We start from the raw sequence: 15,525 nt of genomic DNA, 5'->3' as shown, positions 1-15,525 counted from the left end.
ACTGATACTACTCCTGATAACTGTGGCACGCTTCTGAGTGAAAGCTCTATCCCCATTCCTTATGTATTCCGACTAAGAACCTTTCCTAACCCAACGAATAGCAGGGAAATAACTAGAAAAGCAAGCGTTAAAAAGACACTATTCTGCATCACCTGAGCATAACCTAATTTGCTTACGTCAATAAACGGGTAGGGATACAACCCCGAAAACTCTCCGCGAATTAAAATATAGACGATATAACCAAGCGGATAAAGTAACCATACAGGAACATTGGCCCAGGCTAGTTTTTCCTTGGGAACAAAAATGAACCAGTAAAACGCAAAGTAAATGGGCATCACCGAATGAAGCGCTTCATCAACAACGCGTTGCAAACCTTGCGGGGCCCAGAGCTGACGAAGTATTAAGTTATACACTAAACCGACAATAACAATATAAACGGCTATGGCGGTTGAGGTTTGCGGGCTGGAAAAAAAAATTCCCCGATCCGATTGGGGCCTTAACCATAGGAAAGTAAAACACAGCGCAACCAATATATTGGTAAGAATGGTAAAAAAGCTAAAGAACTGAACGATTGTCAGGGGAATGCTCATGACCCGGTTCAGAATAATCAGGTATAACTGAAGCCCGACTGCCAGCCACCCCATTAGGGCTCCAATTGCAACAAAAACCTGCCTATTAGCTGTGTATTGATCGTTCATAATCGTCTACATTTAGCGTATAATAAGTTCCGTTATCCTCAGATTATACTCTCTTGTCAAGCCAGTTATGATCCATAGACATTCCATAGAACCCCTAAATAGCCCGATTGACCACTCCTTCATTTTAACCGGCTACTAAGGATATGGGCGGTAAATTTTAATCAATATCCCCTTTTCGTAAATTCCCGCTGCGACAAAACCTTTCCTGATTTTGTTTTATTTTTGCTATAGAAACTCCAATCCTTGTACATGGAAACCCCCACAACTGATCAGAAATACCCGTGGCTTCGCTTTTACCCTAAAGGCGTTCCCTACGAAATAAATCCCGATGCTTACCCGTCACTGGCAGCTCTGATTGAAGAAGGTTGTCAGCGATTCAAAGACCGGCCAGCTTATGCTTGCATGGGCAAGCAAATCACGTATGGTGAACTGGACCACCTTTCTCAGCAGTTTGCCTCTTTTTTGCAGAATGACCTGGGCCTCAAAAAAGGAGACCGACTGGCTATTCAAATGCCCAACACCTTGCAATATCCAATTGCCATGTTTGGCGCATTACGAGCTGGTTTGGCGGTGGTCAATACAAATCCGCTATATACCCCCCGCGAAATGCAGCACCAGTTTAAAGATTCCGGGGCAAAGGCGATCGTTATTCTGGCCAACTTTGCGGCTAATCTGGAGAAGATACTCGACAAAACTGATATTCAACATGTTGTAGTTACTCAACTCGGTGATTTACTGGGCTTTCCTAAGAAGCAGATTGTCAATGCTGTCGTTAAATACGTCAAAAAACTTGTTCCTTCGTATAGCTTACCCAACGCCATTCCGTTCAACGATGCGTTAAACCGGGGAAGCCGCCATGCGTTTCAACCTGTAGCGATTAAAAGCAGCGACCTTGCCTTTGTGCAGTATACCGGTGGTACGACGGGCGTCTCGAAAGGGGCCATGCTTACTCAGCGTAACATGGTCGCCAATGTAGAGGGGCAACATGTATGGATAACACCATCAGGTATTCCGGAAGGGCAGGGCATTTTTGTCGCTGCGTTGCCACTCTATCACGTCTATGCCCTGACGACCAATGCCTTATCAGCACTCAAGAGCGGTTGTATGAATCTGCTCATTACGAATCCGCGCGATCTGAACGCCTTTATCGACGATCTTAAAAAATATAAAGTTTCCGCTTTTACAGGCGTCAATACGCTTTACAATGGCCTCCTGAATCATCCGCGTATCGGTGAGGTAGATTTTAGCAATTTGAAGGTAACATCGGCGGGCGGAATGGCTCTGCAAACGTCTGTAGCTGAACGCTGGACCAAGCTGACGGGCAACACACCCTGCGAAGGATATGGCCTAACCGAAACTTCGCCTGTTCTGTCTTCTAACCCCGTTGATGGTACGGTTCGGGTTGGTACGATCGGTATTCCGTGGCCCAGCACGACAATGAGAATTATTCTCGAAGATGGCACTGAAGCGCCGGTAGGGCAGCCGGGGGAGATTGTTGCCCGTGGCCCGCAGGTATTTCCCGGCTATTATAACCGCCCCGACGAAACAGCCCAGGTCATGATGGGCGACTGGTTTAAAACAGGCGACATTGGTGTCATGAACGAGGATGGATTCTTCAAAATCGTCGATCGCAAGAAAGACATGATTCTGGTGTCAGGATTCAATGTTTATCCCAATGAAATCGAAGATGTGGTTGCCCAGTGCCCCGGCGTCCTTGAGGTTGCCTGCATTGGTGTTCCGGATGAAAAATCGACCGAAATCGTTAAGATTTTTGTAGTCAAAAAAGATCCGGCTTTAACGGCTGATGATGTTAAAGCGTTCTGCCGCGAAAATCTGACGCCTTACAAAATACCAAAACAGATTGAATTCCGTACCGAATTGCCTAAATCGAATGTGGGCAAGATTCTTCGGCGACCCTTACGGGATGAAGAACTGGCTAAACAGAAGAAGTAAGCATAATCAGCTTTTACAAATACAGAAAGGCCCCGACAGTATTGTTCAGGGCCTTTCTCTTTGTGGGTGATGATGATGCCAATCAGGCAGCTAAAACGGCCTCTTTTGGTTTAACATTCAACAATAATACCTCTTCCTGAAACCCTTTTACCTGCTTAATAAACCGGCTCGCTTTACGGCGTGATACTTCAACCCGGTCACCATTTACCAGACAGGCACTTAGTTGGGGCCGGCCCGGCTGAAGCACATCCGGATAAATACCCTCCAGATACAGCAGGTTAATAATGTTCTTTTTATGAGGGCGAACAAAAACTTTTGACGACAGCCGCTCCTCCATTTTTTTGAGTGTTAACGAAACCATCAACTGGCTGCCATCAGAAAAATGAAACAGGGTATAATTTCCTTCACCCTCAAGCCGAACAATTTGGTGCATCGGCATTTTTTTACGGTAACCCCAGAATGGGAGAGTGAGGTCGGGCATGTCGAATTGCAGGGCAATTTGCTCGACATAAGCGCGGGATAGAGGCTTTTGTATCAAAGCTACTCTCATAATCGATATATTTAAAGGTGTGAATAAGGATACAGTTAAACCAGTAATGCAGACTCAGCTACACAGCATAGATTAACCTATAGCAAGTTTACAAATTTTTAATTATCAATTCATTACGTGATGAAAAAAAACGTTTTGAAAAAATTATCCTGTTGATTTACGTTAAAGAATATCACTTTTCCTGACCGAAAAAATCGCCCTGCGAACTTATTAAGTTCATTTGTCCTTAAAACGACAACATTACCACAGATTTATTGGCATGGCAACCCTGCTTGATTTAGTCGGCAATACGCCGTTGATAGAATTGAATCGCCTGAACCCCAACCCCAATGTTCGATTGTATGGCAAGCTAGAAGGCAACAACCCTGGCGGAAGCGTAAAAGATAGAGCCGCCGTTAGCATGATCCAGGGCGCTTTATCGCGGGGAGATTTAAAGCCCGGCATGAAGTTAATTGAAGCCACCAGTGGAAACACAGGTATTGCTCTGGCCATGATTGCACGCCTTTACAACATAGATATTGAGCTGGTGATGCCCTCAAACTCTACCCGTGAGCGTGTCTTAACGATGGAAGCATTCGGTGCGAAGGTTATTTTAACAGAAACCATTGAAGGCGCCAGGGACTTTGCCGAAGAACAGGTACAGAAAGGTGGTTACCTGATGCTCAATCAGTTTGCAAACCCCGACAATTACTTAGCCCACTACCGCACAACGGGCCCAGAAATATGGCGTGATACCGATGGGCAGATTACGCATTTTGTCTCATCGATGGGTACAACAGGTACTATTATGGGCACCTCGCGCTATCTGAAAGAGAAAAATCCGGCGATACAGATTGTTGGCTGTCAGCCAACCGACGGGTCGTCGATACCGGGTATCCGGAAATGGCCGGTGGAATACTTACCGAAGATTTTTGAGCCGCAACGGGTCGACCGTGTCATTGAGGTTTCGGCTGACGACGCTACGCAACAAACCCGGAAACTGGCTAATGTCGAGGGGGTTTTCGCGGGTATGAGCAGTGGCGGGGCCGTATGGGCTGCGTTGGAACTTGCCCAGGAACTGGAGTCAGGAGTTATTGTCTGTATCATCTGCGATCGGGGTGACCGATATCTTTCGTCAGACTTATTTGGCTAAACTTATCCGGGTTTAGTGGCCTTATAGTGTAGAGACAGTACCTTTGCAGCCATGTATAAGCGCATCATTCTGCCTCTGTTATTCCGTTTTGATGCGGAAACGATTCACCATACCGTAACGACGCTTCTTAAGTTTACCCTGGCTATCCCAGGCGTATCGGCGATTTGCCGCAGGCTATACGTGCTTGACGATCAGCGTTTACACCGAACGGTCTTCGGCCTTACCTTTCCGAATCCGGTAGGTATGGCCGCAGGCTTCGATAAAAATGCCGATCTGGTCAGCGAATTGAGCGATCTGGGATTTGGCTTTGTCGAGATCGGAACCGTAACTCCCCGGCCTCAGCCCGGCAACCCGCGTCCGCGCTTATTCCGGCTAAAAGCCGATGGCGGGCTCATCAATCGAATGGGATTCAACAACAAAGGGGCAGGTCCAGCGGGTGGAAGGCTCCGCCACTTTGCCCAAAATCGGGGTGGCCGAAACGTGATTATTGGCGGCAATATTGGCAAGAATAAAGATACACCGAACGAAAGTGCCCTGAATGATTACCTGATTAGTTTTCGGGAGTTGTTCGATGCGGTCGATTATTTTGTTGTCAACGTTAGTTCACCCAATACCCCAGGTCTGCGCGACCTTCAGGAAAAAGAACCGCTAACTCACCTCTTGACAGCGTTACAAACCGAAAATCGCCAGCGGCCTTCCTCTAAACCGATCCTGCTAAAAATAGCCCCAGATTTAACGAATGGGCAACTTGATGACATTATTAGCATTGTAGCCGAAACAGGTATTGCTGGCGTTATTGCCACCAATACGACCATAAGCCGCGATGGTTTGCAGACAAACCCGACGACAGTGTCGCAGATAGGTGCGGGTGGAGTTAGCGGGCGGCCTTTACGCGAACGGTCAACCGAAGTGATTCGATACCTTCATCAGCAATCGGGTGGAGCATTTCCGATTATTGGTGTCGGGGGGATTTTTTCTGCCGAAGATGCCCAGGAGAAACTTAGTGCCGGAGCAAGCTTGGTTCAGGTATATACAAGTTTCATTTATGAAGGCCCAGGCCTGGCTAAGCGTATTAATCGGGCATTTCTGAACGGAACGGTTACTTCGGCTCTGCCAACTGCTTGATTCGCCAAAATTTGCCATTTAGGACCGTTCCCGCGTTTTCCCCGAATTATGTGTTTTTCTACACGATTTTTCGTTAAAAAATGGGAAATTTACCACTGCCGCTTCAGCCCTACCCCAACGCATGGCACAACCAACGACATCATCACGACAGAATACAGTTCGTCAGCCTACCCCAGATCGCAACCGACAGAATGCGCCCCGGCCAAGCCGCGACAACGGCTCCGCAGGTCGGTTGCGGGAGCCGCGACCATCTTTTGACTGGGGAGCCGCGCTCGATAGTTGGTTTAGCGACCAGCGTTCAACCCTCACGTTAGGCGTTTTACTTATGCTGCTGGCTGTTGGTCTATTCATAGCCTTTATATCATACCTGATTACCGGCCAGGCCGATCAGAGTGTAGTTGGCGCTGCGTTTTCTCAGCCATTGGCCGAATCAGGTCCCGAAACCCGCAACTGGGTTGGTCTGGTAGGTGCTTTCGTTGCCCATGTATTTGTGTTCCGATGGTTCGGCGTTGGCGCATTGACACTGCCCATCATTATGTTTTTGGCGGGCTATAAACTTACGCTCCGGCGAGAACTGCTACCGCTAAGTCGGGCTACGGCGGGTTTGCTCTTTCTGTCGGTCTGGAGCAGTTTGCTGCTGGGTTATATTGTTCTCGTTACCGATTCTGCGGAAACGGACAGCATCTGGTGTGGCGGCATTGGCTATGAGTTCAACGTTGCCCTCTATAGCCTGTTTGGTTGGGGAAATCTGGCATTTATTGGCTTTGTCCTGTTTCTGTTCGTCGTTTATTTCTTCGATGTCAGAAATATAAAACTCCCCAGTTTTTCCGCGCCTAACCTGGCAGGTGGTGTTCGCCCGAAATCGCCCAAACGCCCTGACGATACGCTACAATCGTATGAAGAGAGCGAAGCGGATTATGAGGAAACGGTTCCGGATTATACGGCTCCAGTTGATTTTTCGCACTCAGTTCCTGTTCCTGAAGAGGCTATTTCTTCGCCTGACAGTCCATTGAATGATGCGCATCATCAGGAGGCATCCGTGCCTGAACTTATTGCGAAGACGACGGGCGTAACACTGACGATCAAGAATCGGGAATCGGTCACTGATGATCCGGTAGCTGAACCCGAAGAACTTGGCGCAACGCCAGCGCCAACCTTTGAACCAGACCCATTCGAAGACGATGATCTGGTTGCTACTCATGGGCTCTATGACCCAACTCTCGACCTGCCCCAGTACCAATACCCAACGAATGACCTGCTTACCGAGTACCAGAACACACGCAAGGCGCAGGTTTCGGAAGATGAGCTGACAGCCAATAAAGAGCGTATCGAAACAACGCTGCGTAATTTTGGTATTGAAATCGACTCCATTCAGGCATCGATCGGACCAACGGTCACGCTTTATGAAATTGTTCCGGCCAAAGGCGTCCGAATTTCTAAAATCAAAAGCCTCGAAGACGACATAGCCCTTAACCTGTCGGCGCTGGGCATTCGGATCATTGCGCCAATGCCCGGCATGGGTACTATTGGCATTGAGGTACCGAACAAGAATCGTGAAATGGTCTCGATGCGATCGGTTATCACGAGCGATATTTTTACGAGTAGTAAATTCGATTTACCGATCGTATTGGGCAAGACCATATCCAACGAAATTTATGTTGCCGACCTGGCCAAAATGCCGCACTTGCTGATGGCTGGGGCTACCGGTCAGGGTAAATCGGTCGGATTGAACGTGCTTCTTACCTCGCTGATTTACAAGAAACATCCGTCGCAGCTAAAATTGGTACTGGTAGACCCCAAAAAGGTCGAACTGACGTTGTTCAATAAGTTAGAACGGCATTTTCTGGCAAAGCTCCCCGATTCAGAGGAGCCGATTATTACCGACACGAAAAAGGTCGTAAACACGCTTAATTCGCTGTGTATTGAGATGGATAATCGGTACAACCTGCTAAAAGATGGCGGTTGCCGGAATCTGAAAGAATATAATGCAAAGTTTGTAAAACGTCGGTTGAACCCCGATAAAGGCCATCGCTTTCTGCCCTACATCGTCTTAATTGTCGATGAGCTTGCCGATTTGATGATGACGGCAGGCAAAGAAGTGGAGCAACCCATTGCCCGACTGGCGCAGTTAGCACGGGCTATCGGGATTCACCTGGTTGTGGCCACGCAACGGCCGTCGGTGAATGTCATTACCGGTCTGATCAAAGCGAACTTCCCGGCCCGTCTATCGTTTAAAGTAACATCGAAGATCGATTCACGAACAATTCTGGATACAGGTGGAGCAGAACAGCTGGTCGGTATGGGGGATATGTTGCTATCGTCGAACTCCGATATCATCCGCTTACAGTGTCCTTTTGTGGATACCAACGAAATTGAAGATCTCTGCGATTATGTAGGTAACCAGCGTGGCTATGATGAGGCATATGCGTTGCCGGAATTCATTGGTGATGATGGTGGTCAGAGCGACGACAAAGACGTAGATCTTGACAATCGTGACCCAATGTTTGATGAGGCCGCCCGGCTGATTGTTATTCATCAGCAGGGAAGTACGTCACTCATACAGCGCAAACTCAAGCTTGGCTACAACCGCGCCGGGCGGCTTATCGACCAATTAGAAGCGGCCAAAATTGTGGGGGCTTTTGAGGGTAGTAAAGCTCGCGATGTACTCGTTCAGGATCTGCAAATGCTGGAAGAAATACTGAAACGCCTGAAGGGAGACTAGACAGTCAATCAGTGCGTTAACAGTTCCTAATAAAATGGATCAAATTAAACTTTTCGTGTTGTTTTCTAGTCTAATTACAATAAGATAGCTCGTACGGTCAGTTGTCTTCACAACTTGAATTTAAGAGTAACTACATAAAAATGAAAAAAGTAGCATGGATGCTGGGGCTGGCAGTAGTGATGGCACTACCCGCAGTAGCTCAGAAGGATAAGCGCGCAAAGGGCATTCTGGATGCAATGAGCAAACAGTATAAATCCCTGAAATCATACCAGGCCACCTTCACCTATGCCAGTGTCGGAGCTGGGGCAAATGAATCCTATAAGGGAGACTTAAGCGTAAAGGATGCGAAGTTCCGGTTGAAATTAGGCGGCCAGGAGGTTTTCTCTGACGGACAAACGATGTCGACCTACATCAAAGAATCCAATGAAGTGAATGTACAGGATTATGAAGATGGCGCTGCTGGTGAACTAAATCCGACACAGATTTACACAATCTATAAACGTGGGTTCGATTACCGTTTTTTAAAGGAGCAAAAGCAGAACGGTCGTACCCTCGAAGTCATTGAATTGACCCCAAATCGGCAAAAGAGCCCAATTTCAACCATTCAGATTTCGGTAGACAAAGCTGACAAATCCGTTCGTAACTGGCTGATCATTAACAAAGATGGTAAGCGAACTACCTATACCATTACTAAGTTTACGCCGAACGCCACTGTATCCGATTCGGATTTCATCTTTGATAAATCAAAGTATCCAGGCGTTGAAGTCGTTGACCTCCGGTAATAAATGAGTGAGGATGTATGACGAATTTCTTCTGGAGGTCAGAATAGATCATACATCCTGAACCATACATCGCTTTATACTTTCCCTCCATAGGCCAGATCACCTGCGTCCCCAAGTCCGGGAACAATGTACGAATGTTCGTTCAGGTGACTATCGATAGCCCCCAGCCAGAGATGACATTGGGGTAATTGGCGCTGCACATGACGAACTCCTTCCGGGCTGGCTATGATAGCGGCAATATGCGTTTGCGCCGGAATTCCGTAGCGAAGCATAGCATGATATATTTTTTCTAGCGAACGGCCCGTAGCCAGCATTGGGTCACTTAGAATAAGTGTTTTACCGCCTATATCCGGGCTGACAATGTAATCCATTGTAATCTCGAACTCATCACTATCGCTGGCACTATACCCCCGATAAGCGCCTGCAAAAGCGTTTTCTGCCTGGTCGAAATAATTGGCTAATCCTTGATGAAAAGGTAGCCCCGCTCGCATTATTGTCGCCAGAACAGGCTGTTGTCTAAGCAGTTGTGTTTCAGAAATACCGAGTGGTGTTTTTATCGAGACATTATGGTAAGGAAGCGTCTTTGAAATTTCATAAGCCATCAGTTCGCCGATCCGCTCGAGATTCCGACGAAAGCGTAAACGGTCTTTCTGGATCGAAACATCACGAAGTTCGGCCACGAATTGATTAACCAGCGAGGGCTGTTGCGCAAAAACAAACATAGATAACAGGGGTCTTTCTCCGTAAATTAGCCGGATGACTGGCGTATATCCAAACCAATTGCCTAATTTGTCGCTCAGATAAAGCAAATTGTGTGGATGAACGGAGTAGAGTGAGCTATCCGGTAACTTGTATGCAGCGTTTTTTTTACGTATTTGGTTTTTTAGTTGTATCCTTTCCAGTCTGGTCCCAGAGTCCATTTGTACCTCTTAATGCGGACTATTATCACTTAATCGACCGACTGGAAATTCGGCAGGGTCATTGGGCCGACGGTTTTCATAGCTCCGTAAAACCCTATAACCGCCAGAGCATTATCCAGCTCACCGATAGTCTGCTCTCGAAACCTGGCCGACCCTTTTCTGATACAGACTACTTCAATTTTAATTACCTGCGGGATGATAGTTGGGAATGGACCCGGCCGTCGACTGACTCGTTGACCCGTGACCCTTTTACGAAGCATTTGCTGCCACCACCAGCTCCCGGTGATAGTAAAAAACCGCTAAGTGGAAAAATCCCTTTTCTTCGGTCATTTTATCGCAAAAAAGCCGATTTCTACAGTCTACAGACCCCTGATTTTGACCTCCATGTAAATCCCGTTGTCTATTTTGGTATTGGTGGCGAACAGGCTCCTGGTCAGGAATCGACTACCGATGAGGCATTAAGGTACCCATTTGTGAATACGCGCGGGCTGGAAGTAAGAGGTACAATTGGCAAAAAACTTGGTTTCTACACATTCTTCGCCGACAACCAGGCCATTTACCCTTATTATATTACGAAGGATTATGCCCCCATATACCGCCCGGAGGTAGGCGGAGGGTTTGCCCCCGGCGAAGGATTTACCAAACTTTACCGCCAAAACGGCGCAGACTTTCTGACGGCACGCGGCTATTTTACGCTCAATATTTTAAAAATTATAAACCTCCAGTTTGGCCACGACAGAAACTTCTTCGGAAATGGATTTCGTTCTCTACTGCTTTCCGATAATAGTGCCCCTTACCTATTCTTAAAATTAACGACGCAGCTAGGTCGCAAAATCCAGTATACAAATCTTTTTACCGAACTACAGAATACCCAGGAAAGTGTATTACCGAATATGCTCATTCCGCAGAAGTTTGCGGCTATGCACCATATCAGCATTAACATAAGCCCAAAAATCAATGTGGGCGTGTTTGAAGCTGAAGTATTTAGTCGGGATCGCCTGGATATAAATTATCTGAACCCAATCATCTTCTATCGCTTCGTAGAATCGTATAGAGGGAGTGCCGACAATGCCATGATCGGGATCGACTTCAAAGCGAATTTCCTTACTCAGTTTCTGGTTTATAGTCAATTCCTGCTAGACGAATTCAGGCTCAGTGAACTGATGTCCGGTAAAGGGAACTGGACGAATAAATTTGCGTTTCAGCTTGGGGCCAAATACATCGATGCCTTTAACGTCCCTAATCTCGATATTCAGACCGAACTAAACTTAGCCCGACCTTATACCTATTCGCATTTCAATACAACCTTTTCGTCGGCAGGGCAGGGCAATTACGCGCACTATAGCCAACCTATGGCTCATCCGCTCGGCGCTAACTTTGTTGAAGGACTTGGTATAGTCCGATACCAGCAGAAAAAATGGTCTGGAAACGGAATTTTTGGTATAATGATGTATGGAGCCGATATACCCGGCCGTAATTATGGTGGCAATATTCTGTTAGATTACTACAGTAATGTTCGAAATGAAGGAAACTTCATTGGGCAGGGCCGAAAAACCATTGTTACCTACGCCGACCTTCGGGCTTCCTACATGATTCGGCACAATATTTTTCTGGAAGGTCGCTTATTGTATCGCTTTAAAGACAGCGAATACCAGCCTGATAGCTATACCGACAAGTTAGCCAGTTTCGCGCTCCGCTGGAATCTTCCATATCGGAATTGGGTTTTTTAAAATCAGATTTTTGCCTTCAGTTTTGAGTTTTCAGTCTATAGTAGCCAACTTTGGCCTCCGTTTGCTGCTTCATCAACTGAACATTGGCAGTAGACAGTTCAAAACTGCATTTCAATGCTCGACATAATTCGCCACGAACTGACTGAAGCACAGTCTGTTTTAGATACATTTCTCAGCAATCCCGACAATCTTACAGCTATCGACCTGGCGGCCCGGCTTATGGCCGATGCGCTAAAAAAAGGCCGTAAAATTATATCCTGCGGCAACGGCGGTTCTCATTGCGACGCCATGCACTTTGCCGAAGAGCTTTCTGGACGCTATCGTGACGATCGGCGTTCGCTGGCCGCTATTGCCATTTCTGATGTGAGCCATATCTCCTGCGTGAGTAATGACTATGGCTATGAATTTGTGTTTTCCCGATTTATTGAAGGCCTTGGTAACGAAGGTGACGTTTTACTAGGTTTAAGCACAAGTGGTAATTCGGCCAATATAATCAGAGCTGTAGAAGCGGCCCGGTCGAAAGGGATGCACGTAATTTTGCTAACGGGAAAAGACGGGGGCAAGCTTGCCGGAAAAGCTGATGTGGAGATTCGTGTCCCTCATTTTGGTTATGCTGACCGAATTCAGGAAATCCATATAAAAGTCATTCACATCTTTATCCTGCTTATAGAAAAGCAAGTGATTGGTTGATAACTCCTCATTCGACCAGTAGGCATGTTGCCAGGTAGGACACTATGTTAATTATAAATTTTCAGCAACAGGTGTTACTAATTACTATTCTTTAAGGACTAAAGTGATCCGTTAGAAAATACACCTTTTGTTTTTTTATTTAGTGGTATAGAGAAATTATAGTATTTCAGCGAGATAGCCACTTTTTTTCAAAAATCAATATTATCACTCATTTTATCTATTTATATATATTGGGATAAATATCCCTATAGTTAATAATTTAATTTAAAAGTAAATTTCAATTACAGTGACTCAAAGTTAAAATAGATAAATTAGTTGTATTTTAATCTGAAGAATATAAACTATGATGGATTCTATCAACAAGAAGAAAATTATTTATTCTTAAAAAAAGATAGTTTAATCATATAAAAGAATCATCGTACAGCCAAACAAGAGAAAAGGGTACAATCAATAATTATTAAATAGTATAAACATGGTGTTACTTTGCCATTATGCTAAAATATTTCCTCACTACGCAGCTTCAATTTCGTTCTGAGCTCATTGATCATGCTAATTATCAGCCGCATTAGTATTCATTTAGCAAAATCGACCAAACATTATCTTTACTTATATCCATTTCCTTTTAACAAAACTTGAATTTTACAGAAATAAGAAATAGCCATATTATAAATAATAGTCATATATAAAATTCTCATTTATCATTTCCTTGAGTATACTTGGGCAATATTGATACCTTATAAATGGTATTCAATTAAAATTTTCGCTAACCACACCAATTTCTATGATTCATTAAGCATATCCTTTCTCCCTAATTCATATTCAACTCATGGCTAAATCCAGATGTCCACGTTGTCAGCATACAGCTTTTGAGCTACAACCGGCTCCGGTTAAGAATAGTGTATACCAACTGTATTTTGTTCAATGCACTGCCTGTGGTACGGTTGTAGGAGTAACTGACGATAGCATGCATTTGGTTGTCACTCTCTTAGAAACGCTTAATATAAAACTTTAATACTTTTCTGTCTGATAGTGGTGAATTTCAACCGTCAATGGAGTCTCGGGACGAAATATACTATTAACTACTGTTCTACCGGATAATTTTACGGTCAACCCCAACGATTCTGCTGCCACAATTAGCATTTCCAACTCTGCTACTTTAGCTTTTATCTCGTCAGCAATTTGTTGTTTATCTTTCGATTTCATGGCAGCTTTAAACAGGGTTGTTGATTGAAAATCAGTAAGCTATTTATCATATTCTCCATCATTAATCGTGCCGGGTCGTTTTTATTGCCGACCAGTTTATCAAAAAAACCAGTTTACGTGTCAACCCAACTTAAAAAGACGCACTATAACCGTATAAATTTTATCATTTATGCTTTCCTTTCTATTAACAACCCTCTTTCTTCCTAATGAAAACGTTTAAACTGGTTTTCTGCTGCATTCTATGCCTTCTGGCAACCTTTGTTACAAATGCCCAAACGGCTTCTAAAACCGGCACTTTAGCTGATATGAGTTTTCTGGAAGGGCACTGGCAGGGAACGTTCAGCGGTGGACCCATTGATGCGGTCTGGATTGCACCCGCTGGTGATAACCTGACGGGTTTCATCCGGATGATGAAAGACAACAAAGTTACGATGTACGAAATGTTGATCTTCGAACAAACCGAGCGCGGCCCAATTGCTCTGGTCAAGCACTTTAAGCCCGGCCTAATCGGGCAGGAAGAAAAGGACAAGCAGGATCGATACACGTTTATCGAAGCAAAAAAAGACTATGCTCTCTTCGAGAAAGAAGATGGATCGATTCGAATTATTTACGAAAAGCGGTCAAAAGACCAGCTGGTCATACAGCGGGGTCAATCCAAAGATGGCAAATGGGGATTCAGCGATTTATTTGTTTTCAATCGAGCCCGCTAACCTAATCTTATTTGGTGTGGTTTAATTGCGCACAAATGAATATTTTTTCCCGGGCTCAAGCAACGGGTGCGGACCTTCCAGATCTTTACCGGAAAGCGTGTAAGCAATATTCTCGAAAAATACTTCTACGATCCAGGGCTCAAACCGGAATTCAAAATAGTTATGTGCTTTTGAATCAATCGTGAAGGCCGAATAACGATCCGGGCATAGCTCGAATCGCAACGAAATTGCTTCGACAGGTAAGCTGGCGAAATGCATCTCACCGTCGGCATTTGCCATTTCACGGCGAATATCAGTACCATTTCCGGTCGTACATTCTACGTATCGAAGTAATTGTTTGTTGGGATCAACAATACGAATAGTAATTCCTTTATCCGGCGTTTTCCGACTGGTAACGAGCGCAAAATCTTTGGGCGGGCGAGGTCGGCTGGTTAATATAATCTGTTCATCTCGCTGTTTCCAGGTACCTGTCCCGAAGCGGTCGAGTGCGCCATACGCAAAGAAGAATTCGAACGTAGAATCGGCGTTCAATTTGATACCTGAGCCGACTTCTCGTACTCCGGTCAGGTAATACTCTCCGGTCATTGATTTCTGGGAAGATTGAGCACTTAATCTGGTTATGGGAAAACAAATAACCAACCAAAGCGCAAGTGTACGGGAAAAGGGCATGACTAATTTTTTTTCGCCTGAAAGCTACGGGTTATCAAATCAATACAGCTGCCACTCACTCATAGCACTTATCGAACGGAAGGATACACTTGACCGGATCCGGCCTGGTCATAGCCTGAAACATTATATTTATAGGTATTGAGCTACCAGCTAGAAGTCTATTTTAGCAAAACGAAGAACTCATGGATTGGCGGATTGGTGGCATGCAAACAGCCTATTTAGCCGATTTGCGGCAACTTTATCTGAATTCACGCGCTCAGACGTTCACCTGGCTGGATGTATCAACGTTTAAGCTCGATGACTTCGATAAAGCAACGCAGGATGAGGAATTATTGGTTGCCATATTGGGCAATAAACCCATTGGCTTTGTTTCGTGGTGGCCACCGGATAATTTCATCCACAATCTTTACATCGATCCGCGTTTTTGCCGTCAGGGTATTGGTAAAGCCCTGCTTACCCGATGTTTAGAGAAACTAGACCGACCGGCAACCCTGAAATGCTTACAGCAAAATACAAATGCCGTATCGTTCTATCAAACGCAGGGGTGGGTCATAAAAGAAGAAGGCACCTCTGACGAAGGTGCCTATTTTCTGCTGATATTACACGAATAGAGTTAGGGAAGAGGAAACGAACTGCACCTC

14 protein-coding genes are annotated in these 15,525 nt (G+C 45.4%); 9 read left to right on the top strand and 5 right to left on the bottom strand.

Annotated elements, in window-relative coordinates; translation table 11 throughout:
• Positions 1 to 59: 59 nt before the first annotated feature.
• Complete coding sequence (locus tag G8759_RS04190) at positions 60 to 698, bottom strand: Pr6Pr family membrane protein (RefSeq protein ID WP_167205508.1); 639 nt, start codon at positions 696 to 698, stop codon at positions 60 to 62.
• Between the two features lie 249 nt (positions 699 to 947).
• Here G8759_RS04190 and G8759_RS04185 point away from each other — a divergent pair, with 249 nt between their 5' ends.
• Entirely contained in the window at positions 948 to 2,651 is a 1,704-nt protein-coding gene (locus G8759_RS04185) for an AMP-binding protein (RefSeq protein ID WP_167205506.1), read from the top strand.
• Between the two features lie 82 nt (positions 2,652 to 2,733).
• On the opposite strand, the gene G8759_RS04180 is transcribed toward G8759_RS04185, so the two are convergent.
• On the bottom strand, positions 2,734 to 3,201 hold the full coding sequence (locus tag G8759_RS04180) for a LytR/AlgR family response regulator transcription factor (RefSeq protein ID WP_167205504.1): 468 nt from the start codon (positions 3,199 to 3,201) through the stop codon (positions 2,734 to 2,736).
• A gap of 259 nt (positions 3,202 to 3,460) precedes the next feature.
• On the opposite strand from G8759_RS04180, the gene cysM reads away from it, so the two are divergent.
• The 4 genes from cysM (at position 3,461) to G8759_RS04160 (ending at position 8,962) form a co-directional block, all read left to right on the top strand.
• Entirely contained in the window at positions 3,461 to 4,333 is an 873-nt protein-coding gene (cysM, locus tag G8759_RS04175) for a cysteine synthase CysM (protein WP_167205503.1), read from the top strand.
• Positions 4,334 to 4,384: 51 nt separating this feature from the next.
• Positions 4,385 to 5,458, top strand: coding sequence for a quinone-dependent dihydroorotate dehydrogenase (locus G8759_RS04170; protein ID WP_167205501.1), 1,074 nt, complete (start codon positions 4,385 to 4,387; stop codon positions 5,456 to 5,458).
• Between the two features lie 121 nt (positions 5,459 to 5,579).
• Positions 5,580 to 8,180 (top strand): FtsK/SpoIIIE family DNA translocase, encoded by a 2,601-nt coding sequence (locus G8759_RS04165; RefSeq protein WP_167205499.1) that lies wholly within the window; start codon positions 5,580 to 5,582, stop codon positions 8,178 to 8,180.
• 140 nt (positions 8,181 to 8,320) lie between these two features.
• Positions 8,321 to 8,962, top strand: coding sequence for a LolA family protein (locus G8759_RS04160; RefSeq protein ID WP_167205497.1), 642 nt, complete (start codon positions 8,321 to 8,323; stop codon positions 8,960 to 8,962).
• A gap of 74 nt (positions 8,963 to 9,036) precedes the next feature.
• Here the strand turns inward: G8759_RS04160 and upp are convergent, their stop codons facing one another.
• Positions 9,037 to 9,684 (bottom strand): uracil phosphoribosyltransferase, encoded by a 648-nt coding sequence (gene upp, locus G8759_RS04155; protein WP_167205495.1) that lies wholly within the window; start codon positions 9,682 to 9,684, stop codon positions 9,037 to 9,039.
• Positions 9,685 to 9,815: 131 nt separating this feature from the next.
• On the opposite strand from upp, the gene G8759_RS04150 reads away from it, so the two are divergent.
• Positions 9,816 to 11,612, top strand: a complete 1,797-nt coding sequence (locus G8759_RS04150) for a hypothetical protein (protein ID WP_167205493.1) — start codon at positions 9,816 to 9,818, stop codon at positions 11,610 to 11,612.
• Positions 11,613 to 11,726: 114 nt separating this feature from the next.
• A complete protein-coding gene (lpcA, locus tag G8759_RS04145; protein WP_167205491.1) occupies positions 11,727 to 12,302 on the top strand; it encodes a D-sedoheptulose 7-phosphate isomerase in 576 nt (191 codons plus the stop codon).
• Positions 12,303 to 13,310: 1,008 nt separating this feature from the next.
• Here lpcA and G8759_RS04140 read toward each other — a convergent pair.
• Complete coding sequence (locus G8759_RS04140; protein ID WP_167205489.1) at positions 13,311 to 13,505, bottom strand: hypothetical protein; 195 nt, start codon at positions 13,503 to 13,505, stop codon at positions 13,311 to 13,313.
• A 206-nt stretch (positions 13,506 to 13,711) separates the two neighbouring features.
• Here G8759_RS04140 and G8759_RS04135 point away from each other — a divergent pair, with 206 nt between their 5' ends.
• Complete coding sequence (locus tag G8759_RS04135) at positions 13,712 to 14,215, top strand: DUF6265 family protein (RefSeq protein WP_167205487.1); 504 nt, start codon at positions 13,712 to 13,714, stop codon at positions 14,213 to 14,215.
• Positions 14,216 to 14,236: 21 nt separating this feature from the next.
• On the opposite strand, the gene G8759_RS04130 is transcribed toward G8759_RS04135, so the two are convergent.
• Positions 14,237 to 14,800, bottom strand: coding sequence for a hypothetical protein (locus G8759_RS04130; protein ID WP_167205485.1), 564 nt, complete (start codon positions 14,798 to 14,800; stop codon positions 14,237 to 14,239).
• A 266-nt stretch (positions 14,801 to 15,066) separates the two neighbouring features.
• Between G8759_RS04130 and G8759_RS04125 the strand changes: the two genes are divergently transcribed.
• Complete coding sequence (locus G8759_RS04125) at positions 15,067 to 15,495, top strand: GNAT family N-acetyltransferase (protein ID WP_197933088.1); 429 nt, start codon at positions 15,067 to 15,069, stop codon at positions 15,493 to 15,495.
• Positions 15,496 to 15,525: the final 30 nt, after the last annotated feature.

The organism is Spirosoma aureum (genome assembly GCF_011604685.1).
GTDB classification, from domain to species: Bacteria; Bacteroidota; Bacteroidia; order Cytophagales; family Spirosomataceae; genus Spirosoma; species Spirosoma aureum.
The sequence above is the reverse complement of the archived record's forward strand: the minus strand, read 5'-3'. Positions and strand labels throughout refer to the sequence as shown.